At 47.1% G+C, this 22,240-nt stretch carries 21 protein-coding genes, 1 pseudogene and 1 riboswitch; of the genes and pseudogenes, 18 read left to right on the top strand and 4 right to left on the bottom strand.

Going from position 1 to position 22,240, the window contains the following annotated elements; translation table 11 throughout:
• Positions 1 to 31 precede the first annotated feature (31 nt).
• Entirely contained in the window at positions 32 to 739 is a 708-nt protein-coding gene (locus N288_RS23760) for a uracil-DNA glycosylase family protein (RefSeq protein WP_022544614.1), read from the bottom strand.
• Between the two features lie 312 nt (positions 740 to 1,051).
• On the opposite strand from N288_RS23760, the gene N288_RS23755 reads away from it, so the two are divergent.
• The 11 genes from N288_RS23755 (at position 1,052) to pdxA (ending at position 13,459) form a co-directional block, all read left to right on the top strand.
• On the top strand, positions 1,052 to 2,710 hold the full coding sequence (locus N288_RS23755; protein ID WP_009794649.1) for an alkaline phosphatase: 1,659 nt from the start codon (positions 1,052 to 1,054) through the stop codon (positions 2,708 to 2,710).
• A gap of 157 nt (positions 2,711 to 2,867) precedes the next feature.
• Positions 2,868 to 2,947, top strand: a riboswitch (glycine riboswitch).
• A 160-nt stretch (positions 2,948 to 3,107) separates the two neighbouring features.
• Positions 3,108 to 4,478, top strand: coding sequence for an amino acid permease (locus N288_RS23750; protein ID WP_009794646.1), 1,371 nt, complete (start codon positions 3,108 to 3,110; stop codon positions 4,476 to 4,478).
• Positions 4,479 to 4,547: 69 nt separating this feature from the next.
• Positions 4,548 to 5,408, top strand: coding sequence for an MBL fold metallo-hydrolase (locus N288_RS23745; RefSeq protein WP_009794644.1), 861 nt, complete (start codon positions 4,548 to 4,550; stop codon positions 5,406 to 5,408).
• A gap of 10 nt (positions 5,409 to 5,418) precedes the next feature.
• Positions 5,419 to 5,553 (top strand): hypothetical protein, encoded by a 135-nt coding sequence (locus tag N288_RS25750; RefSeq protein ID WP_009794643.1) that lies wholly within the window; start codon positions 5,419 to 5,421, stop codon positions 5,551 to 5,553.
• 17 nt (positions 5,554 to 5,570) lie between these two features.
• Complete coding sequence (locus tag N288_RS23740; protein ID WP_009794642.1) at positions 5,571 to 6,203, top strand: copper homeostasis protein CutC; 633 nt, start codon at positions 5,571 to 5,573, stop codon at positions 6,201 to 6,203.
• 305 nt (positions 6,204 to 6,508) lie between these two features.
• Positions 6,509 to 7,147, top strand: a complete 639-nt coding sequence (locus N288_RS23735; RefSeq protein WP_009794641.1) for a helix-turn-helix domain-containing protein — start codon at positions 6,509 to 6,511, stop codon at positions 7,145 to 7,147.
• A 15-nt stretch (positions 7,148 to 7,162) separates the two neighbouring features.
• Complete coding sequence (locus tag N288_RS23730) at positions 7,163 to 8,131, top strand: LCP family protein (RefSeq protein WP_009794640.1); 969 nt, start codon at positions 7,163 to 7,165, stop codon at positions 8,129 to 8,131.
• A 119-nt stretch (positions 8,132 to 8,250) separates the two neighbouring features.
• Positions 8,251 to 9,942: a sigma-54-dependent transcriptional regulator gene (locus N288_RS23725; protein WP_035402958.1), complete on the top strand. Its 1,692-nt coding sequence runs from the start codon at positions 8,251 to 8,253 to the stop codon at positions 9,940 to 9,942.
• Positions 9,943 to 10,121: 179 nt separating this feature from the next.
• Positions 10,122 to 11,102, top strand: coding sequence for a 2-keto-3-deoxygluconate permease (locus tag N288_RS23720; RefSeq protein WP_009794638.1), 981 nt, complete (start codon positions 10,122 to 10,124; stop codon positions 11,100 to 11,102).
• 58 nt (positions 11,103 to 11,160) lie between these two features.
• Positions 11,161 to 12,465: a four-carbon acid sugar kinase family protein gene (locus tag N288_RS23715; RefSeq protein ID WP_035402956.1), complete on the top strand. Its 1,305-nt coding sequence runs from the start codon at positions 11,161 to 11,163 to the stop codon at positions 12,463 to 12,465.
• 19 nt (positions 12,466 to 12,484) lie between these two features.
• A complete protein-coding gene (gene pdxA / locus N288_RS23710) occupies positions 12,485 to 13,459 on the top strand; it encodes a 4-hydroxythreonine-4-phosphate dehydrogenase PdxA (RefSeq protein WP_009794636.1) in 975 nt (324 codons plus the stop codon).
• A gap of 136 nt (positions 13,460 to 13,595) precedes the next feature.
• Here the strand turns inward: pdxA and N288_RS23705 are convergent, their stop codons facing one another.
• The gene (locus tag N288_RS23705; protein ID WP_009794635.1) at positions 13,596 to 14,060 is read right to left on the bottom strand and encodes a VanZ family protein; all 465 of its coding nucleotides are present in this window, start codon (positions 14,058 to 14,060) and stop codon (positions 13,596 to 13,598) included.
• A gap of 175 nt (positions 14,061 to 14,235) precedes the next feature.
• On the bottom strand, positions 14,236 to 15,417 hold the full coding sequence (locus N288_RS23700; RefSeq protein WP_035402865.1) for an MFS transporter: 1,182 nt from the start codon (positions 15,415 to 15,417) through the stop codon (positions 14,236 to 14,238).
• 107 nt (positions 15,418 to 15,524) lie between these two features.
• Here N288_RS23700 and yeiL point away from each other — a divergent pair, with 107 nt between their 5' ends.
• From yeiL to N288_RS23665, 7 genes and pseudogenes are all read left to right on the top strand, one after another.
• Positions 15,525 to 16,220, top strand: a complete 696-nt coding sequence (gene yeiL / locus N288_RS23695; protein ID WP_009794633.1) for a transcriptional regulator YeiL — start codon at positions 15,525 to 15,527, stop codon at positions 16,218 to 16,220.
• A gap of 197 nt (positions 16,221 to 16,417) precedes the next feature.
• Positions 16,418 to 16,885, top strand: coding sequence for a hypothetical protein (locus N288_RS23690; protein WP_022544611.1), 468 nt, complete (start codon positions 16,418 to 16,420; stop codon positions 16,883 to 16,885).
• Between the two features lie 167 nt (positions 16,886 to 17,052).
• Entirely contained in the window at positions 17,053 to 18,075 is a 1,023-nt protein-coding gene (locus N288_RS23685) for a serine hydrolase domain-containing protein (RefSeq protein WP_022544610.1), read from the top strand.
• Positions 18,076 to 18,209: 134 nt separating this feature from the next.
• A complete protein-coding gene (locus N288_RS23680) occupies positions 18,210 to 18,569 on the top strand; it encodes a hypothetical protein (protein ID WP_009794630.1) in 360 nt (119 codons plus the stop codon).
• Positions 18,570 to 18,667: 98 nt separating this feature from the next.
• Positions 18,668 to 19,227: pseudogene (locus tag N288_RS23675) on the top strand (cysteine hydrolase family protein).
• 151 nt (positions 19,228 to 19,378) lie between these two features.
• A complete protein-coding gene (locus tag N288_RS23670; RefSeq protein ID WP_022544607.1) occupies positions 19,379 to 19,702 on the top strand; it encodes a TIGR04104 family putative zinc finger protein in 324 nt (107 codons plus the stop codon).
• A gap of 61 nt (positions 19,703 to 19,763) precedes the next feature.
• Positions 19,764 to 20,462: a hypothetical protein gene (locus N288_RS23665; protein ID WP_009794626.1), complete on the top strand. Its 699-nt coding sequence runs from the start codon at positions 19,764 to 19,766 to the stop codon at positions 20,460 to 20,462.
• 300 nt (positions 20,463 to 20,762) lie between these two features.
• Here the strand turns inward: N288_RS23665 and N288_RS23660 are convergent, their stop codons facing one another.
• On the bottom strand, positions 20,763 to 22,175 hold the full coding sequence (locus N288_RS23660) for a VWA domain-containing protein (protein WP_022544606.1): 1,413 nt from the start codon (positions 22,173 to 22,175) through the stop codon (positions 20,763 to 20,765).
• Between the last annotated feature and the right edge of the window lie 65 nt (positions 22,176 to 22,240).

Below are 22,240 nucleotides of genomic sequence, written 5' to 3'. Positions count from 1 at the left end.
ATTCCCTGTCTGAAGAGAATTACCTGTTTTTTCAAGGAAATACTTTTGGTGTAATTGAAATGCTGCTGATGATGGACTTTTTTACAGAGTTGTAAAACGGTTTGCCTGCCCTGTAAAGATAATTAGGATGATAGGTGCGAAAAGCCTGGGGATGCAAAGATCCTCCCTTTAACCTTGCTAGTTTTCCAGCAGGTTCATGAGCGAGTGGATGATAGGTCAAATTCGGCCACTCGGCTTTCAGGTATTGGTCATATCGCGGTCCTGTGAAAAATAGAACCACGTCAGGCTTCAGGATCTCCAATTCTTCCCTGATCACAGGGAATGCTTCCTTTTGAATAGCTACCAGACTCTTCTTGGGAGCGCCTTTGCTGTTTTCCTTTCCTAGCTTGATAAGATTATTCCAGACTATCTCAACACGCTTGTCCGGGTAAGCTTCTTTTATATCCCCGGTATAATCTTTTACCGTGTTCCAAAAAGGCCCTCCATAGCGGAAGCACTTCCCCTCGCCAAAAAACCTGGAGTAGGTCCCCAGCAGCTCCTCTATGGATTTAGAGCCCAGGCTGCCTTCCCATGTATTCGTTTCCTGGCCCAAGAACATTACTTTTAAGTCGGCTTTTTGATATTGTTCCTCATCGTTTATTTTCAGAAGAAGAGGGTTGCTGAGATTGTTTCCTTCAAGAGAAGAGAGCATGCCTGGATAATGTTTTTCGTATAAGTTATAAAGCTGTTTGTTTATCATTATATTCCCTTTCTTTTTTATCATATATGGATGAATTTACCACAAATTAGGGGCAGATGAAGGGTTGGTTAATTATCCTGCTTGCAAGGAGCATATTCTAAAAGGAGTTATGAGGAAATCATTAGGCACTGCTCACTTCAGCTCGGAACTTGAGCAGAATATCCTAATAAAATCTTACTTTTAACAAAGGATAAAACATGCCATATGTCCTGTTTCCTGCAATTTACAATCACTTAACAGAATATCACAAGAAAATTAATACATCCTCATTATGCTGATAATTAGAAACTATCAATTAAAGGGGGATTTGAAATGAAGAATCATTTGAGGAATAAGGTTGCCGGGATTTCTGTGGCTGCGGCTGTTGCGTTTTCTTCTCTGGGATTTGCTGTAAACAATCACCTGGCTGAGGCAAAGGACAACAAGAAGAAAGAGCCTGCCAATGTCATTATGATGGTCATGGACGGGACAAGCGCAGGGGCCACTAACCTGGCGAGATGGTACAAAGGCGGGAATCTGGCGATGGATGAGATCCTCATCGGGGGGGTGCGCACCCATTCCGCAGAATCGGCAATCACGGATTCTGCACCTGCTGCAACGGCTTTAGCGACAGGCAATAAAAGCAATGACAAGGTAATCGGGCTTCTGCCTGCACTGGTGAATACACCGGGTGTCTCTCCAGTCAGCGAGAAGGATGCCCATAGACCGGTGGCCAATGTGCTCGAGGGGGCAAAGCTGGCTGGAAAGTCGACAGGAATCATTTCCACATCTGAAATTCAGCATGCAACGCCTGCAGGATTTTCATCACATGCGGCGCACCGCAGCAATTATCAGGACATTGCCGAGCAGCAGGTATACCAGGGCATTGATGTAGTCCTTGGCGGAGGCAAAGAATCTCTGGCACCAGGAACAACCAAGAATGCCCGCGTTGATGGCGAGAATCTATTGAATGTGATCAGCCAAAACGGCTACCAGTTTGTCGAGACAAAGGAAGCCCTCCTAAAATCGAAATCAAATAAAATCTGGGGCTCATTTGCGCCTTCCGCAATGGCCTATGACTTTGACCGAAAGGCTGCTAAGAGCAGCCAGCCTTCTCTGGCTGATATGACGAAAAAAGCGATCACAACGCTGGACAAGAACAAAGAAGGCTTCTTCCTGTTTGTTGAAGGAAGCAAGGTGGACTGGGCAGCGCATGCCAATGACACCGTCGGAATTCTTAGTGATGTACTGGCATTTGATGATGCAGTGAAAGAAGCCCTCGATTTTGCGAAAAAAGACGGCAACACAATGGTCATCGCAGTCAGTGACCACGGAAACAGCGGAATCACAATGGGGAACGTCAACACAAACAGCAATTACCCGGAAATTCCTGTATCAGCTTATATCGACCCGCTGAAAAAAGCGTCCATGACACTTGAAGGGGCTTTAAGCCAACTGAAAGCAGACCGCTCAAACATGGAAAAAGTGGCCGGCCTGTACGGATTGGATAATCTGACAAAAGAAGAACTCGATAAATTGAAGGCGTCCGCAAACCTGCAGTCTGATATGGCCAAAATGCTCGCAAACCGCGCGAATATCGGCTTCTCCACTGGCGGGCATACCGGCGAGGATGTATTCTTGTACGCATATGGACCATCAAGGCCTTTTGGATTGATCGATAACACTGATATTGCTAAAGCAATGGCAAAGCATATGGGCTTCAACCTGAAATCCGTTACAGACAAGCTGTTCGTCAATGCGAAAGAGTCGTTTGAGAAAAAAGGCTACAAGACCCGCATTGATGTAACAGATGCGAACAACCCGGTCTTTATCGCAGAAAAAAGCAAGACAAAGATCGAACTGCCTGTGAACAAAAATATCGCTCATATCGTACAGAACAACAGGATTGTCACGAAAAAACTCGATGGCGTCACGGTCTTTAACGGAAAAGATTTCTATGTTTCCGAAAAGGCTTTGAATCTGTCTAAATAATGGTACAAGAGGTGCTTCCCCGGGGAGGCGCCTTTTTCTTTTTGTTAGAGAAGGAAAACGGAACGGTTGACAAACGACCCGTTCGCTACTATTATATAAAAAATATTGCTGTATAATTTCATACCAAGCTATGAATGCCATGGGTCGTGCTGTGGCAGGAGCAGCTTCTGGAGAGACCGCGGGTTTCCGCGGCGCCGAAGGGTTCACCATCTCAGGCAAAAGGACAGAAGAGTATTGGATATACATTTGGCATGCTTTATGACTTGCCTTTATATTCGTTATTCTGATGATCAGGAGATTGGGGATTCCCCAGTCTCTTTTTTTATTGCAGTAAAACTTTGTGTTCAATAGTTCACATCTAAGGGGTCAGACCCCATTTTAAGAGGAGGAATCAGGAATGGCACAGCAGGAGTTAAAAAGAGATTTAGCCAATCGGCATGTACAGTTGATCGCGATTGGCGGCACGATTGGGACAGGGTTGTTCCTTGGGTCCGGAAAAGCAATCCAGCAGGCCGGCCCGTCCATCATCCTTGCATATCTGCTCGTCGGAACCGCCTTGTTTTTTGTCATGAGGGCACTTGGGGAGCTGCTCTTATCAAAAGCAGGCTATCAATCTTTCACAGATATCGCCGAAGATTATCTTGGACCGCGGGCAGCTTTTGTGACAGGCTGGACCTATTGGTTCTGCTGGATCATGACCGCGATGGCCGATGTAATCGCAGTCGGCGTCTATGTTCAATACTGGTTCGACATCCCGCAATGGGTGCCGGCCATCATCTCCCTGATTATCCTGCTCGGATTCAACCTGCTGACGGTCAAGCTGTTCGGGGAGCTGGAGTTCTGGTTTGCCCTAATAAAAGTAATTACGATCCTTGGGCTGATCGCAGTCGGCATCTTCCTGCTGATCACCGGATTTAAGACCGATGCGGGAACCGTTTCGCTGAGCAATCTCTGGGAACATGGCGGAGCATTCCCGAACGGGGCGGCAGGATTCTTATTTTCCTTCCAGATGGTAGTCTTTGCCTTCGTTGGCGTGGAACTCGTTGGCGTTTCGGCAGCGGAAACGAGCAGCCCGCAGAAAAATATCCCGGCTGCCATCAATAAGATCCCGCTCCGCATCCTGTTTTTCTATGTAGGCGCCTTGATCGTCCTTTTGTCGATCAATCCATGGACGGACCTGAATGCAGCAGAAAGTCCCTTTGTGAAAACCTTCAGCCTCATCGGGATCCCGGTTGCAGCTGGAATCATCAATTTCGTCGTCCTGACTTCAGCTGCATCTGCCTGCAACAGCGGGCTGTTCTCAACGAGCCGGATTCTGTTCAGCCTAAGCAAAAACAATCAGGCACCGGCACGTCTGAACAGGCTGAATAAGCAGCATGTACCGGCCAACGCTCTGTGGCTGTCTGCCCTGGTCGTATCAGTGGGGGCTCTTTTAAGCAAGCTCTTGCCAGGACAGGCGTTTGCCATTGTGACCACCATCAGCGCAATCTGCTTCATCTGGGTATGGGGCGTCATCCTGATCTGCCATCTGAAGTATAAAAGAACGCGCCCTGAGCTGCATGCGGAATCTGCTTTTAAGGCGCCGTTCACTCCATTAGTGAATTATCTCGTTCTCGCATTGTTTGCGATGATCCTCCTGATCATGCTGATTGCCGAAGAAACAAGGCCGGCGCTCCTGCTGACGCCTGTGTGGTTCCTTCTGCTGTATGTAGTCTATTTTTACAGAGGGAAGAAGGCAGAAGTGCCTGCGGTTAAAGAAGTACATTAAGATGGCCATGATTATCTCCCTGAATTATGCTATAAAGAAAGGGCATAGAAATCAGCCAAAGGAGATTGAATGATGGAGCAAGAATTGGTTCTCTGGTCAGACAGGATTTCATATTTAACGCCTGTCGGCCCGACAGACAGGCCGATCCTGATGGCTGTCTCGGGGGATAAGCATACCTTAATGATAGATGCCGGCAATTCTGCGGCACACGCAAAGCTATTTTTGGGAAAATTAAAAGAAGCGGGTAGGCCGGAGCCAACTGTGGCAGCCATTACCCATTGGCATTGGGACCATATCTTTGGGCTTGAATCCCTGGATATTCCGTCGATTGCCTCTGTTGATACAAGGGTGGAGATGGAAAAACTGGTCCCATTTAAGTGGGATGACCGATCACTGGACGAGCGGGTTGAGGAGGGAATTGAGATCCAGTTCTGTGCGGATGCGATCAAGGAAGAATTCCCGCAGCAGGAACGGCCTATCCGGATCAGCCTGCCGGACATAACATTCAAGGATGAAATGACGATCGACCTTGGCGGCATCACCTGCGTCCTGAAGCAGGTGGGCGGAGACCACGCCCCTGATTCGGTCATTATTTATATAAAAGAAGAGCGGATCGCCTTTCTGGCCGATGCGACTGCGCCGAAGATGTATGCGCCAACCTGGCGTTTTACGGCCAAGGCAACACTCGACATGCTTGATAAAATTGAGATGTTCAATGCGGATACGTATATCATCTCCCACTGGAAGCCTATTACAAAAGAAGAATACCAGGCGGAGGCGAGCCTGCTCCGGACTCTGTCCCACTTAGTGGCAGCGTACGAAGGCGATCAGGACAAGATGAAAAAAGGTCTTGAAGCGTTTTACGGCCGGCCGCTTACCAATGAAGAACAAGAAACGCTCATGTACTTTGTGAATGGTTTTATAGGATAGGGGGAGGAAGATGGCGAAAAAGAGATGGCTGGTGATCCTGCTGCTTCTATTAATTGCAGCAGGCGTATTGGATATCCTATTTGAGGGGCTGTTTTTTCAAATGCTGCCCGATTCAATCCAAACTAATTTAAGGGACATGCTTTAAGCCGAAAGGATGAGAAGATGCTGAAGGAAGTGTGTGTAGAAAATCTGACACTGATTCCCGAGAAGATCAGTAAAGGCGCCCAACGCGTGGAGCTGTGCGATAATCTTTCGGTCGGAGGGACAACCGTCAGCCATGGTGTTGCCGTGAAGGCAATCGACTATTGCCGCAGGCATAATGCGGGAGTCATGGCGATGGTGAGGCCGCGGGGCGGAGATTTTGTCTACAGAGTGGAAGAAATCGAGGTTATGAAGGAAGACATTATTCATCTTAAGCAGCTCGGCGCAGATGGCGTGGTGTTCGGCTGCCTGACGGAGGATGGCTGGATTGATGAAGGGGCTATGAAGGTTTTATTGGAGCTTGCAGAAGGGCTGGAGACTGTCTTTCATATGGCGTTTGACCATATCCGGCATGACAGGCAGCTGCAGGCCATAGACTGGCTGGCGGAGCATGGTGTGAACCGGGTTCTGACGCATGGCGGGCCATCTGAGTCTGGAATCCTTGAGAATCTGCCGCGTCTTCAGGAGTATATGGAACACGCTGCAGGCCGGATTACGATCATGCCGGGCGGCGGGATTACGGATGAAAATCTTCCTGAGATTGCGGCAGAGCTGGATATTCGAGAGATTCATGGGACTAGGATTGTTGGGTAAGTGCGAATTAGTGGGAGGGAGGCCGTGCGGAACGGTCTCTTTTTTTGTGCCCGCAAGATGGGCAGGTTGCAAATATATGGTGAAAGTCGCAAATAAAAAGGTAAAGTTTCAAATATATTCCAGGAGTCGCAAATATCTCCCGAGACTCGCAAATAAGCGTCTGGAAATTCCTTCTGCCAGTTAAAAAAATCCCCTCGCAAACAGATAATGCCCTAACCAAGCATTCCCTTCTGAGGAATGTTGACAAAACGTCAACACTCTCTGTAATATTGATAGAAGTGATATAGCTAGAAAGGAAAGAGAGCATGGCAGAGAATAGCAAGGAAATTGGCGGGCTTCTGAAGGGGCTGCTGAAAGAGCGCTCACTTTCGATGAGAAAGCTGGGCCAGCTGGCGGGGATCGATCCAGCAGTGATCTCGAAGATCGTCAACGGAAAGCGCAAGGCGACCCCTGAGCATCTGCAGCGGTTTGCCGAGCATTTGAACGTTCCGATCTCCAGATTATATGAGGCCGCTGGCTATCCGCTCGGCCCCGCGCCAGAGCGCAATGACTCGATTGGCCAGATTCAGGATATCCTCAAAACGGCCCACCTGATGGACGGGGAATTCCGTCTTGAAGATGTGAAAGAAGAGCTTGCAAAATATGAAGAGCTTTCACAGACAGGGGAAGGGACCGGGAGGATTCTCAGCCAGTTTGATGAGAAGGTCAAAAAAGTGGCAGGCATGGGACCCTTTATCCAGCAGCTGCAGGAAATGTACGAGAAATTCTCCTTGAAAAAAGGCACGAAGACGGAGCTTGCCCTGATGGGAGGCGCTCTCCTTTACTTCATTGCCGCTGTTGACTGCATCCCGGATTACCTCTTTCCGGTCGGATATTTAGACGATGCCGTGGTGATCCATTGGGCCATGAACGCCCTTCCGATGAAAAAAACAAAGACTATATAAAGGATTGGAGATAACATGAGCAGACTAGCACGCAATAAAAAGAAAAAACGCGGATGGAAAGTATTCACTGTTCTGCTGCTGCTGATTGTGGCAGCCGGCGGCTATTTCGCCTACCAATACCAGGCGGGTGTGGACATGGCTGACCCGGTGAAGGCGAAGCAAAAAGAAGAGGATATTGAGTTCAATGGGGTGAAAAGCCTTGATGATAAGATCAACGTCCTTTTGCTTGGAGTCGATGCACGTCCGGATGAAGAAAAGTCACGCACAGACTCTATCATGGTCGCACAATATGACCCGAAGGAAGGAACGGCCAAGGTTATTTCCGTCATGAGGGATATCTACACAGAAATCCCAGGCTATAAAAATTACAAACTCAACACTGCATTTTATCTGGGCGGACCGGACCTGCTCCGCGAAACGCTGAAAAATGATTTTGACCTGGATATTGAATATTATGCCCTGATCGACTTTAAAGGGTTTGAAAAAGTGGTTGATGCTCTTGCTCCGGAAGGGATTGAAATCGATGTAGAGAAGCAGATGTCCGCTAATATCGGTGTCTCCCTCGAGCCTGGGCTCCAAAGGCTGAATGGGCAGGAACTGCTTGGATATGCCCGCTTCCGCAAAGATGCCGAAGCTGATTTCGGACGGGTCCGCCGCCAGCAGCAGGTCATCAATGCCATGAAGGATCAGCTCCTGAGTGCTAATGGCGTCCTTAAACTGCCTAAGATGCTCGGCACCGTGCAGCCCTATATTCAGACAAACCTTAAGGGTGCAGACCTTCTCGGCTTAATGAAGAGCCTTGCCCTGAAGCAGCCGGAGACAGTGGAGACTCTGACCGTTCCTGTTGAAAACTCATATACCAATGAAAGATATGACGGAATCGGGCTGGCGCTCGATATCGACTTTGAACAAAATACAGAAGCCATCCAGGCGTTCCTGGATGGAGAACCAGCCAGTGTTGAAACCGGCACAACCGCTGAATAAAGAAAGAGCTGCAGCCTTCCAGGGGGGAGTGCTGCAGCTCTTTTGCTTTTACGGCTAATCGTTGCGATTTCCCTCATGGTATGCTATGTATGAAAGATATAAAAGAACGGGTGATGGAAATGAGTATGAGAATATTATTTATTGCCCCCTATCAGGCCATGTCGTATTTGATAGAGCAGTGCAGGGTGGAAGCAGGGGTGGATGTGGATGTAAAGGTGGCGAACCTTGAGGAGGCGGTCCCGATCGCTTCACAGGCAGAGCGGGATGGATATCATGTCATCATCAGCCGCGGAGGGACAGCCAAGAAGATTGAAAGATACACCAATCTCCCGGTCATCGATGTACATATTTCCGGCTACGATATGCTTAGGGTGCTGACGCTCGCCAATGATTTTCCAGGGAAAAAAGCGATCGTGGGCTTTTCGAATATCACTCTTGGGGCGAAGACGATCACGGATATTTTAGAGATTCCGACAGAGGTGTATACGGTTGATCAGGCGGAAGAAGTGGATATGCTCGTACCTCAATTAAAGGAACAGGGCTTCAGGGTCATCATGGGGGATGTGGTCACCGTCAATGTGGCCGATCATCATGGTCTGGAAGGTATCCTGATCCAGTCCGGGAAGGAAGCCATCTTTGATGCTTTCCAAAGGGCAAGCAGTGTTACGGCATTATTTCAAAAGAAGCAGGCAGAGATTGAAATGCTCAAAGCTGTACTCGGAAAAATGAGCAGCGATTTCCTTATATTGGATGATGATAAGAAGACTGTATTTGAACAATGGGAAACGATTGATTATTCATCGCTTCCGTTCAATCCCCAGTCCATCATATCCCAGCAGCAGGATGGAGAGATTAGCTCCTCAATCATTGAAGGCGAAGCAGGGGACAAAATAAAGGTGCAATCTTCGCCATTGATGGTTCAAGGGACGCGGTATGATCTCCTCACCTTCAGCAAGCTTCAAAAAGAACGGCCGGACAGTTCGGGGCGGCTTGAATCTGTTGCCCAGTCCCCTTTGATCATTCATGAAAGCAAGCTTATGCGGGATTGCCTGCAGAATGTCGCAAATCATATAAAGAAGAACAAATGGAATTTGATTGGCGAAAAAGGGACAGGCAAACGGGACATGGCCCGCTATATCCATCATCAGAAACAGCAGGGGCAAGGCCTGCTGCTGATGGTTGATGCTGCTGAAGCGGCCCTCGGCAATATCCAGCTCGATGGGGATATATCGACCGTCTATATTACAGACACCAAGAATCTCGAGCCTGCCCAGGTGAAGAACCTGATTGAACGGGCACAAGATTGGAGCGGGAGCGGGAAGACCATTATTATCTCCCATGAAGAGGAGGATTCTTCTTTTCATAGCTGGCTGTTTGACGAAAGTGGAACACGTATCTATCTGCCTGCTCTCCGGAACCGCAAGGAAGATATCAGGTCGATTACGGCTTACTTCATCGCCGAGTCCCATCAGGAGCGTGGCACATCTCCGATCAAGATAAAGGAAGACGCCTTTCAGCTGCTCGAAACCTACGGATGGCCAGGCAATATTTCTGAGCTGAAGAGTGTAATCTTCGATGCGGCCGAGAACGAAAACGGCTATGTGCTGCAAAAAGAAACAATCAATGGGTTGTTGGAACAGAAACAGAATGAAGAAGCAATCCTGCCGGGGGATTTCTTGGAAGGCACACTAGAACAAATCGAAAAAAGAATCATCCAGGAATGCATGATTCAGGAAAACTTCAATCAAACTAAGGTGGCAAAGCGACTCGGGATTAACCGTTCCACCTTGTGGCGCAGGCTTAAGGATTAATTAAGCCTGTTTTTTTATATATAATTGTTTGAAAATGCAACGATTTATAGATTATATCTAAAAACGCATCACTTTTTTCGTGAAATCCATTGCGAAATACAATGAAAACGATTACTATAAGTTTGTAAACGATTTCAGTTTGTTTTAAATTTCAACAATGATAAAGGGGATGCTATACTATGAGAATAAAGGCAGGTCTAGAAAGAATTCCCGGCGGCATGATGGTTGTTCCACTGTTGCTTGCTGCCACTATAAATACATTTGCTCCAAATCTACTCAGAATCGGCAACTTTACTGAAGCATTATTTGTAAACGGTGCCAGCACGCTGATCGCATTGTTCCTCTTATGTACAGGGGCTCAGATTAATGTAAAATCCTTCGGGGTTTCCGTCGGAAAAGGTGCCACACTGCTTGCAACCAAGTGGGCAGTTGGTGCAGTCGCAGGTTTGATCGCTTATATGTTTGCCGGTGATAACGGATTATTCCTTGGACTTGCTCCAATTGCTGTCATCGCCGCGATGACAAACAGCAACGGCGGTCTGTTCGTTGCCCTTGTAGGACAATACGGCAGCAAAGAAGACCGTGCGGCCTACTCACTTTTGGCTTTGAATGATGGTCCGTTCCTGACAATGGTTGCCTTATCCATCTTCGGTGCCATGGGCTTTGTAAATGGAATGTTCTCTTTCCAATCCTTCATCGCCGTTCTTCTTCCGATCGTGGTCGGAATGGTGCTTGGAAACCTGGATGATGAGATGCGCACTTTCCTTGATAAAGGCAGCTCTATGCTGATTCCTTTCTTCGCCTTCGCGCTTGGTATGGGAATCGATTTCGGCGCTATCGTTAATGGCGGTTTGACAGGTGTTGTTCTCGGCTTCCTGACTGTGTTTGTAACAGGTACTGCCGGCTACTTCGTTTTCAAGGCATTGAAATGGAATCCAATCGTTGGGGCAGCGGAAGGGTCAACAGCAGGGAATGCGGTGGCAACACCGGCTGCGATTGCAGCAGCAAGCGCAAGCTTTTCCCAGTATGCTGATCTGGCGACAGTTCAGGTCGCAGCTTCCACAGTAACAACCGCAATCCTTCTGCCATTGTATATCGCCTTCCTCGTGAAGCGAATGGAGAAAAAAGGGTATGATTTCAGCAAAGAGGTTAACCGATAAAACTTTCAATGATTATAGAAAAATAGAAGAAATTCCAGCAACTAAGGGTGTGACTGCAATGCAAACAAAAATGGGAATTATCGCTGATGATCTGACCGGCTCAAATGACTCAGGTGTTCAATTGGCGAAAAAAGGATTCAATTCCACCGTTGTTATGGATATCGACATCAATGTCCACTCTCATACAGATGTGCTGATAGTTGATACCGACAGCCGCGGGAAAACGGAAGAAGCCGCATACGAAGCAGTGTCAAAAGCTGCTTCTCTTCTTTTTCAGCAAGGGTTTAATCATGTCTATAAAAAGGTCGATTCCACCCTGAGAGGTAATATTGCGTCCGAGCTGGCGTCACTGGCTGATGTGTACCAGCCGGAGGCGGTAGTGGTTGCACCTGCATTCCCGAAGCTGAACCGAACGACGCTTAACGGGAAACATTATGTAGACGGGCAGCTTATTACAGAAACGGAGTTCGGGCGTGATCCGAAGACGCCTGTAATTGAAAGCTATATACCTGATCTGCTAAAGGAGACCGTCAAGGATAAAATCATTCTGCTGAATGCTTCCCTGTTGAGGGGACCGAAGGATGAAGTCTTTTCTTTTATTGAAAAAGAGCTCCGTTCAGGAATTGCCTGGTTTGTCTGCGATGCGGAAACGGAGGCCGACCTGGAGCGGATTGCCAGGATCTTTGCCAGCTTAGAGAAGAAAACTGTCTGGGCCGGTTCAGGTGGATTGATTGACTATCTTCCGGAAGCATTGCAGCTTGATCCAGTTATCGGGCAGCAAAGAGAAGAAATCTCAATCCGGCAGACATTAATTGTCTCGGGAAGCTTATCCCAAGTGACGAAAAGCCAGCTTGAGAGTCTGCAGCGGGCTGAGAGAAGCTATTTTATCGAAGTAAATCCTGTTGATTTAGTAAAAGATAGCCTTAATATTGACAGCCTTTTGAAAGAAGCAGGAAATGCAGAGGAAGACAGCCAGTTTATCCTATACGTCAATTCTTCGGAAGAAAATCGGATGCTGGCGAAGGATGCGGGAGCTGCGGAGAATCTTACCGCCAACCAAGTCAGTGAAAGGATTGCCTCTGGTCTTGGGAAAGCAGCCCGCATCTTCCTGGAGAAGGCAGGTAAGATTGACGGCCTGATTTTAACTGGCGGGGATACAGCAAAAGCTGTATGCCAGGAGCTGGGTGTAAGTGAAATGGAGCTTCTCTCCGAAGTGGAGCCGGGACTGCCGTTTGGCAGGATCAAAAGCGGCGCCCGTAACTACTGGGCTGTAACGAAGGCCGGCGGATTCGGCAAGGAAGATTCTTTAATGAATGCGGTAAATTATATGATTGAAAGGGTTGAGAAATGTGAATCAAAATAAACCAACAGTAGGCATCACAATGGGAGACGCAGCGGGAGTCGGACCGGAAATTATCCTAAAAACGCTGGCAGATCAAGAAATCTACCAGATCTGCAACCCGCTTGTCATTGGGGACCGTAAAATCCTTGAACGTGCTAAAGGCTTTGTGGACAGCCAATTAACGATCGAAACAGTGAACGAACAGGATTTGGAAGGGCTGGACTACCAGCTGGGCACTGTCTATTGCCTGGACCTGGATCTATTGCCGGCCGACCTTCCTGTAGGGCAGGTATCACCTGAAGCGGGACATGCTGCATTTGAATTCGTCCGGACAGCGATTGAGCTTGCGGAGCAAAAGAAAATCGCTGCCATCTGTACAGCTCCTTTGAACAAGGAAGCGATGCAAAAAGGCGGACACAAATATCCCGGCCATACAGAAATTCTGGCAGACCTGACAAACACTCAGGATTACTCTATGATGCTTTCCGCGCCTAATCTGAAAGTCATTCATGTCACCACACATGTCGGCATACTGGATGCGGTGAAAATGATTAATCCTGAGCGTGTCTACCACGTCATCAAGCTAGCGCACGAAACATTGACAAAGGCGGGCATCGATTCACCGAAGATCGCTGTCTGCGGAATCAATCCGCATGCCGGTGAAAATGGATTGTTCGGCTATGGCGAAGAAGAAGAAAAGGTCATCCCAGGTGTTGAAAAAGCACAGGCGGAAGGAATCAATGCTATTGGCCCGCTCCCTGCTGACACACTGTTCTTCCGTGCTGTACGCGGCGATTTCGATATCGTCGTTGCCATGTACCACGATCAGGGCCACGGTCCTGTGAAGGTTCTCGGCCTTGATGCCGGCGTGAACATCACCGTCGGGCTGCCAATCATACGGACAAGCGTCGACCATGGCACAGCCTTCGATATCGCCGGCAAAGGAATCGCTGACGAGAAGAGCCTGGTGGAGGCGATGAGACAGGCAGTGGAATTAGCGCCTAAGTCAGTTTGATTATAGGCAGGAAAAAAGCTTGGATGCGAGGGCATCCGAGCTTTTTTACATTATGCCTCTTTTACAGCAATATGGCTGTTAAATGTATAAGAAAGTACAGCCTAGGGGTTTCGCAGCAAGCAACATTTAGCCCGGGCTATCTTGATATCCTCCCAACAAATTTTGATTTCCAAAGGCCAAATCCTATCAAAGCACCAAGCATATTCAGAATATAATCATCGATATCAAAGCTTCCTCTTCTCGTAATAACCTGTATGATTTCTATCGTTATAAGCATGGCCGTCATGGAGACTGTAAACAGGATTATGCTATTCATTTTCTTTGTAAAGAAAGGAAGATAAACACCCATTGGCATTAACAAAACAAAATTGCCAAGAAGGTTTTTAATAGGTATATCTATGTTCATCCTTCCATCCGATAAGACTTGAAAATACATGCTGATTGTTTTGAAGGGAATGAAATTTGAAGACTGCCTTATATAGTCTGTTAATGACATGCCGTCCCAGGCAAATCCCCTCGAACCTAAGAATAATATGGATGTTAACACAAATAAGTAAACTATGAAGCTTACGCTAAAAACAATCTTGAGTGCCTTTTTCATTTTTTCCTCCGATGAAACCTTTTTACATTCTCACACTATTAGACGAGAGAACGTGCTGGCTGGTTTTCAACTTCTTCTGAGATGGCTAAATTGAAATGAAATAGCCTTAGGAAGTATGAGGTCCTAAGGCTTTTGTTTGGCACATGCCACGTTTTCGATAACCGATAAAGCAGGATTAACCAGCTAATTGTCCAGCAGCCACATCTTTCCGGTGCGCCATCCTCCGATAAACCAGCGCCACAATCAGCGAAGGCACCGTACACACCAGCATCCCGAGGAAGGCATATCTTGGCTCAATCTCATACAGGTATCCTCCAAAGATGGTGAATACTGCCGTGCTCCAGCTGAGGGCGAGCGCAGAGTAGATGCCCTGGGCGATCGGGACATCCTTCGGCGGGATGTACTGGATCATGTATTTCATGAATGCATAATGCCCCATGGCGAAGGAGAGAGCGTGCAGCAGCTGCGACACTGAGAACATCGCTACATTCGGGAAGGCGAACACAAGGATCCAGCGAACGGTGCTGCCGAGAGCCGCTAGTGCCAGCAGGGAACCGGGTGAAACATTGCGGAAGACGCGGTCGGCGACAAGGAAGAACAGGATTTCTGCGACGACCCCAATATTCAGGATCGCTCCGATCATGTATTTAGGCGCGTCGATTTCCTGCAGAAAAATGTAGCCATAGTTGTAATAAGAGGCATGTGCCGCCTGCAGCAGGATGACGATCACGAGCACAATCCCGAAGTGCTGGGCCTTGAATGGCCTCAGCAGCGAGCCTCTGCTCCTGGCGTCCGCCTTTGGCTTCTGAGAGAGCACATCAGGAGCCTGCATCATCCCCAGGCAGGTTAGCATAAATACACCGAATAGCAGCCCCCAAAGAATGAAGCCGTCCCCGAACCGGCCAGTGAACATCGTCAGGATCAGACCGCTGATAATGAACCCCAGAGATCCCCATGAGCGGCTCTTCCCGTAATTCTTCAGCTGCTTATGCTGCACAAGCACACCGGCAGCCGTGTCCATCGCCGGCATCAGGGTCGGATAAAAGAAGTGCAGAAAAAGAACTGCAGCAAGCAAAGTCGAATACGAATCAGCCGGGATGCAAAGCAGCAGGATAACGAAAGTCCCGATGCCCATTCCATTGATCAATACCTTGCTGCTGAATTTCCCTGACAGATAGGGGAAGGCAAACAGTGTTGACAAGCCGCGCACTACAAGCCCCAGGCTCATTATCAGGCTAGCCTGGCCAACCGTCATTCCCTTTGTATGGATCATCCATCCGGTCCAATAGGGAAGAAAGATCCCCCAGGTAAAAAAGAAACTAAAAAATTGTCTACTCATCCAGCGTTGTGAATTCATCGTTCATTCCTCCAATGATTGCATCATACCAAGAGGAAAAGTAAAATAATATGAGATATCTCATATTTTGAGGTTGTTTTGAGAGAAAAAGGAAGCGGGGATGCAAAATGAAAAAAGTTCAGCAGAAAGAAAAGCAGCGTCACCTTGAGAAGCACAGCATTGCCCATCTTTTCTCATTTCCTATCGAAGAAGGCATCGAAGTCCACGAATACCAGCGCGATGAATGGATCATACGCGAAGGTATGCGCCCTGATTACCTCTTTTATGTTATCGAAGGAAAAGCCAAAATTTACATCACCTATCAAAACGGCAAAGTCTCTCTCATCAATTTCATTAACACTCATGACTATATCGGCGAGATGGAGCTTTTGCATGAGGTCTACTACACAAAAGGCATCCAGGCCTCCACCCGCACCATCTGCTTTGCCATTCCCCTAACCCAATACCGTAATCAAATGCTCGAGGACACGCTATTCCTGCGTGAACTCACCAAATTCCTCAGCCTCAAAGCCACCAATATGGCTGCTAAATACTCCCAAAGCCTCGCCTTCCCGCTCGAAAACCGCCTTGCAGACTTCATCCTGCAAACAGCGGACGGGGATTTGTATAAAGAGAAGCATGTAACCGTCTGCGACTTCCTCGGAGTTTCCTATCGGCACCTGCTGCATGTACTCGCCCAGTTCTGTGAACAGGGATACCTGCGGAAAGAAGGAATGCGATATCTAGTTGAATCCCGGGGAAGACTGGAGGAATTGGCTGGGGTTTTGAGGAACCAGGGAGACGGGTCCCTTGGCTCTTTTTAAGAATGGGCCAGGGGGTCTGTCCCCCTGGTTTTTCCCCTGATTTTTATGTTCCATGTGAAACAATCCTGCTGGGCAATTTTGGTGGTAAGAGCAATTTTGCATCGAGAAGTCCTTTTGCAATCAGTAACTGGATTTTTTCCTCTTATCTGGATACCTTATAAAGATAGGAACCGTTCAGGGTGAGGTGAAGTTCATTTATGTTATCGAGGCGGCATGTGGTATTTAATTTATCGATCATTATGATCCCTTGGTTTTCGCTGCTGTTTATCGGTAAGCGCAGCTTCAAGCGATATGGAATTGCAGGCGCGATCATCAGTATATTTGAGATAACGAACCATCTTTATGGACGTCACAAAAAGTGGTGGAAATTTTATGATCAGCCTAAATCATTTATAAGGGATGAATTGCCATTTGATATAGGTCCTTATATGCCAGTTTCTCTGTGGATCCTTAAATATTCATACGGCAATTTTAAAAAATTCATCCTGCTAAATGCTCTTTTTCATGTGGTTTTCGCATGGGTTTTCCTGCCATTTCTCAAGAAGGTAAAGATTGTCCGCCTAACTCGTATCAGCTATTTCCAGTTCTTTCTCTATATCCACTATAAAGCGTATTTATTGTATGCTTTACAACATTTAATTGAGAAGATGCGTTTTAGCCGGTAGAATCTTGAAAGCTGGCGCGGCACTGCCTTAAGAGGAGGTTATCCGTTTGTCTTTATCACACTGCTAAAAGCCTGTTACCAATGAGGGGGACAGGCTTTTTTTTATATGGTAAGAGAAAGTACTTTCCACTAAATGGTATAATGATGTTAAAAAAACAGGGGTGCGGAATGGGACATAATCTCATCAACGTAAAGGAACGGATGGATTATTATCAGGTAAAGGGGCTGAGTCTGGCGCTGATTGAAAATGGCCAGATCAGCAGGCTGGACCAATATGGGCTGTTGGAAGCGGGAACTGACAATGCTGTGCAGGCAGAATCTATATTCAATGCCTGCTCAATAAGCAAGTTCCTGACAGGAATGCTGGTGATGGTGTTAGCGGAACGAGGGGTTCTTCATTTGGATGAGGATATCAATCACAGGCTGCAAAGCTGGAAGGTTCCTGATAATAGGGTCACTGTGGAAAAAAAGGTCACCCTGCGCCAGCTGCTCAGCCATCAATCAGGAGTGGTGGATCCGGCGGGAAGTTTTATGGAGTTGGGTTTTAGAAACGAAGCATCCTCAATGGCTGAGCTGCTGGAAGGAAAAACAGCATATTGCAGTGTCCCCATAGAGGCGGCATATGTGCCAGGGAGTGAATTTCATTACTCAGATGCCGGCTATTGCATTGTGCAGCTGCTGATTGAAGATGTGACTGGAAGATCATTTGAGGAGCTCGCATATGAGTTGATTTTTGAGCCATTAAAAATGGAGAACAGCTCTTTTCCAAGGATGATTTCGGGTAAGAATTATGCTTGCGGACATGACAAAAATGGACAGTTGATTGAGGAAAAGTACTCTGTTTATCCATATCCAGCGGCATCTGGGCTATGGACAGCCCCTGCTGAATTAGCCGGGCTGGTTATTGAGTTGATGAATGCAATAAATGGGGAGAGCAAAATAGGTCTCTCTGCAGAGAAAGCAAAGGAAATAATCCAGCAGCAAGGCAAAGACTGGGCAGGTCTGGGTGTGTTTTTAGACGGATCGGATAAAGAGCTTGAAATCTCCTCTCTTGGATGGGGAGTCGGCTTTCAATGTATGATGGCTGCTTATCCATATAAGGGGGCCGGCCTTGTCATCATGATGAATACGGACTCGGGGGTTCATCAGATGAAGGGGATTATTGGGGAGATTTATCGATCTTTATTTTGAATCAGTAGGCTGCTTACGGCCTTTACATACTTAAAAAAGGTGCCTGTACCCAAATTGGGGACAGGTTCTTTTCATTCACCGGCTCCAAGAAGGAAATCCACCTCTCCCTGCCGAAATAGAGCTTTAAGCGGGAAATGAAAGTGAGGATGACAATGCTTGAAGTCTATAATCGCTTAGACGAATTCACCAAAATGCATGATGAATTTATTCGCGTCTGGAGCCATGCTATGAACTCAGGGGATACATCCCTGGCAGAAAAGATGGCCGATGATTATTATGTGGCCTTTTTCAATGGCGGGAATGAAAAACCAGTCTTTTTTACGAAGCGAGCAGCGGTAGACGGCATGAGACAATCGATCCGGCACTTTCGGGGTGCGGAGAAGAGGTTTGAGAACAGGGTCATCAGACTAAGAAATAACGAAAATGCAGTCGTGTTTTATGAACAGTTGATTGTGAAGGATGGAGAGGTACTGGCAAGGTTGTTTACCAATTGAAAATTGGGGCCTGATTAACGGAGATGGATGGTTATAAGGGAGATAGAAGAAGCAGTTAATTAGCCAACAGCATTTTATAGTTGAAAGGGGAAATCATTTTGAAGCAGACATTATTGGTGATTGATGCCCAGCAGGCATTGATTGATGGAAGTCATGGTGAGAGCAGTCCGGTTTTTAATAAAGAGCAGCTGATCCGAAATATCAATCTGGTTATTGGCAAAGCAAGGGAAAAGGATATTCCGGCTGTATTTGTCAGAGACCTTGATATTGCAGGTGGGGAAGGAGAAGGATTTCAGGTCCATAATGGAATTGAAGTTCCTGAGGATGCGGTAACTTTCAATAAGACGGCCACTAATTCTTTCCATGGGACAGGGCTCTTAGAGCATTTGCGTTCCCAAGAAATTGAGCATCTTGTGATTATGGGCTGTGCTACGCAGTATGCATTGACACTGCGGTCAGGACGGCCACAGTCAGCGGATTTGATGTCACTTTAGTGGGGGATGGCCATTCAACAGCGGACAGTGACGTGCTGCCGGCCGAACAGATCATCAAGCACCATAACAAGACCTTGCATGGCCATTACAATGTAGAGCATTTCTCCGTTGTCAGGAATGCCGAAGAAGATCTGTTCAATCCTATTCATGACTCGCATAGATAAGAGCCAAGGGGACAGGTCCCTTGGCTCTTTTTGAGGTTGGGTCTAGGGACCTGTCCCCTTGGCTCAAGTCAGGCCATGGGACCTGACCCCCTGGCTCACAACAGCTTCGAGCGCTCAGAAGGAATTGCAGATGGATAGTGGAGGTTAAAGAATGGGTGTTAGCTATTTGCAAAACTGTAAGAAATGCCATGCTCCATTCAACTGGCGGAAAAAATATCGTATTTTATGGAGAGAAGTAAACCAGCCAGTAATATGTGACAACTGTGGCTCTGAAAACTATGTAACATTGGGGGGAAGGCTGGTAAATACTTTTTTTGTAATAGGGCCATTGACTATTTTTGCCGGTATCATAGCTCCCTTTGACAACATTTATTTAGACCTCGGCGGTGGAATTCTGCTGGCCTTTTTAGGTTCACTGCTGGTTCCTTATTTTACAATATTAAAAGTTGATGGTGAAAGTTTGTATTCAGACTAAAGGGGATGCGGTAGGTTTTTCTGTATTAATAAAGGCAACGTATCGTTAAAGGGGTGGTTGTTTGGCCAAAAAGCTTAGCGTTTTGTTCATTTTACTGGTTTTCGTATTATCTGCGTGTTCTAGCTTCAAGAATGCAGTCGGCGGATGTCCGGATGCAGAGATATCCTGGGTAGATGTAGTGATGATAAATGGCATTAAATACGAGGGTGAAGATGAAGGGTTATCGGAAGGAGAAGCTCCGGAAAAAGGGCAAAAAATAGGCGAAGTCAGGTATATGTTAGCAGACAACGCCTGTTCCAATCATAAGCTGAGAAATGGTGATGCTGCATTTCTTCCTGTTGGGACAGAAATTTTTGAAATTGCCGGGTACAGATCTGATTTCAGAGTGCTTGCGGGCAATAAAGTTTATCAAGTCAGTGAAAACAAGAAAGCGAAGACAATCTCAGAACTATTAGATATAGAAGGCAAGGTGAAGAAGATGAGCCTTGAAAGCGACTATGATGGGAGTCATGTATCTGATTTTACAGAGCAGGAAACAGTTGATTTCGTTGAAGAATTCCTTTCACTGAAATATGCAGGTTATGATAAAGCTCACAAGAAAATTAACAGTGATAATAGAGTGTTTTTGAGGATCCACCTTATGGATGGTTCGTCTTTTAACTTCGTTTATTGGCCGGATGAAAATGTATTGAATTTGGGTGCTTTTGGGACAGAGGAAATGAAAGAAATTGTGCTTGGCAGAAAAGGGATTGAGGAATAGCGGGAAAGCTTTGAGCCATGGGGACAGGTCCCTTGGCTCTTTTTGAAACTGGGCCATGGGACCTGTCCCTGTGGCTCTTCTAGATAGTAATTTTATTTTTGCTGTAGTATTGCCGGCATACTTTATTAATAATTCAATAAACAGGATACAAATATAATCTCCTGAATAGGCACAATTGGAAAAGGTGCCTGATCCCGGCATGTGCTTAAGCTTACAAGTATGTGGGATCAGGAACTTTTTGTAAGGCACTGAAAATTAACGTCTTTTCGAGAGATGAGCCAAGGGACCTGTCCCCCTGGCTCATCGAATCAACCCCCCGCTCCTGGCCTTCTTCACCCATTCCGGATACTCCTGCATCAGCAAGTCATAAAGCTCTTCTTCCGCTATCGCCTTCGGGTCTTCGACGCTGAAGAAGTCGGCGTTGTCGAGGTAGCGGCCGTCCATGTTGTCCAGTTCTTCGAGGAAGGTGAAATCAGATTGGAACATGGCCTTGAAGAATCCGCGCCTTCCTTTCTTTTTACTTGCGTCGCGGTTGGATTTGCCGATGGCCATGAATTGCCAGAAAATCGGTTCGTAGGAGGAGTTCTGGATGTGATTCCGCGTTTCACGTTCATCAAAGGTAGCCCCATCAGTTACAAACATGACGTATACAGGCATATTACGGGCTTCCGGACTGGAGCGTTTTCCCGCAGATCCGAAATAATGCTGGCGAATTTCTTTCATTACCTTCCCGTAATAAGTACCGCCTTCTAGCGGATAAGCCTGGTTCAGCCTTTTTACAAAGCCATCAAAATTATCAATGGTCAGCTCATCGGCATGATGGGCATTTTGGCCGAACAGGAAGATATCAATCGAGCCATCGTCATCGAACCTTGTGCCAAGTGCCAAAATCCGCTCGGCAAATTCCTGGATCTTCCCTGAACGGTACAGGCCTGCCATGGAGCCGGAAATATCAAGGCATAATGCCACCTTGGCGCTATGATCCTGAAGGCCTGCCTTTTCGAGGGACACCTTCACTTTTTTCGAAAGGTCGAGAATTTTTGGCGCCTTCTGCTCCATCTTCTTTTCCAGCATGACTTTTTTGCTGTTGGCCGGCTGCTGTGTCGGAGCAGGCTGGGTTTGCGCTGTTTGTTGTAATTGGGGCTGGGCTGGTGCTATTCCTGGAGCAGACTGCTGTGCCGGGCCGCTTTCGTCTTCGGCCACTTCTCCGCCAAAATGCTGAAGGAGTGCTGCCAGGCCTCCATCAAAGCCTTTTCCCACCGAGGCTATCCGCCAAATATCCTTCAAGTATAATTCGCCAATTATGATTGCTTTTTCATTTTGAAAATCGCTGCCTGTGAAGCTGTACTGCAAAATGGGCTGTCCGTCCGCTTTCACAGTGAGGGTACCGGATGAAACCAACGACATGGTACCTTCTCCGTCGATTGCCGACGTAAAAACTAGATTCTTTACGGACGGATGCAGCTTGTCCAGATTGATTTCATATGTACCCGAGCCGCTGCTGTGGGCCTTCATGCTGATCTCACCGGCTGGTGACTGAAGCTGATTATAAAAAATCATATATCTGTCATCCGAAAGCTTCTTATCTCCATCCAGGCCGAAGCATGTAACATCAACCTCCATCCCGGACTGAACCTCAACTGCAACCTCCAGCTGTTTAGAAGAACTAAAGTCATCAAGCTTTGCTCTCTCACCGCGCACTAATAGTCTCATAGAAAAACTCCTTTTAATCTCTTTTTCTGTATTTTACACATTGTGGCAATTCATTTCCATTGTGA

The organism is Bacillus infantis NRRL B-14911, assembly GCF_000473245.1.
In the GTDB taxonomy this organism is placed as follows: domain Bacteria; phylum Bacillota; class Bacilli; order Bacillales; family Cytobacillaceae; genus Bacillus_AB; species Bacillus_AB infantis.
This window is presented reverse-complemented; position numbering and strand designations above follow the sequence as displayed.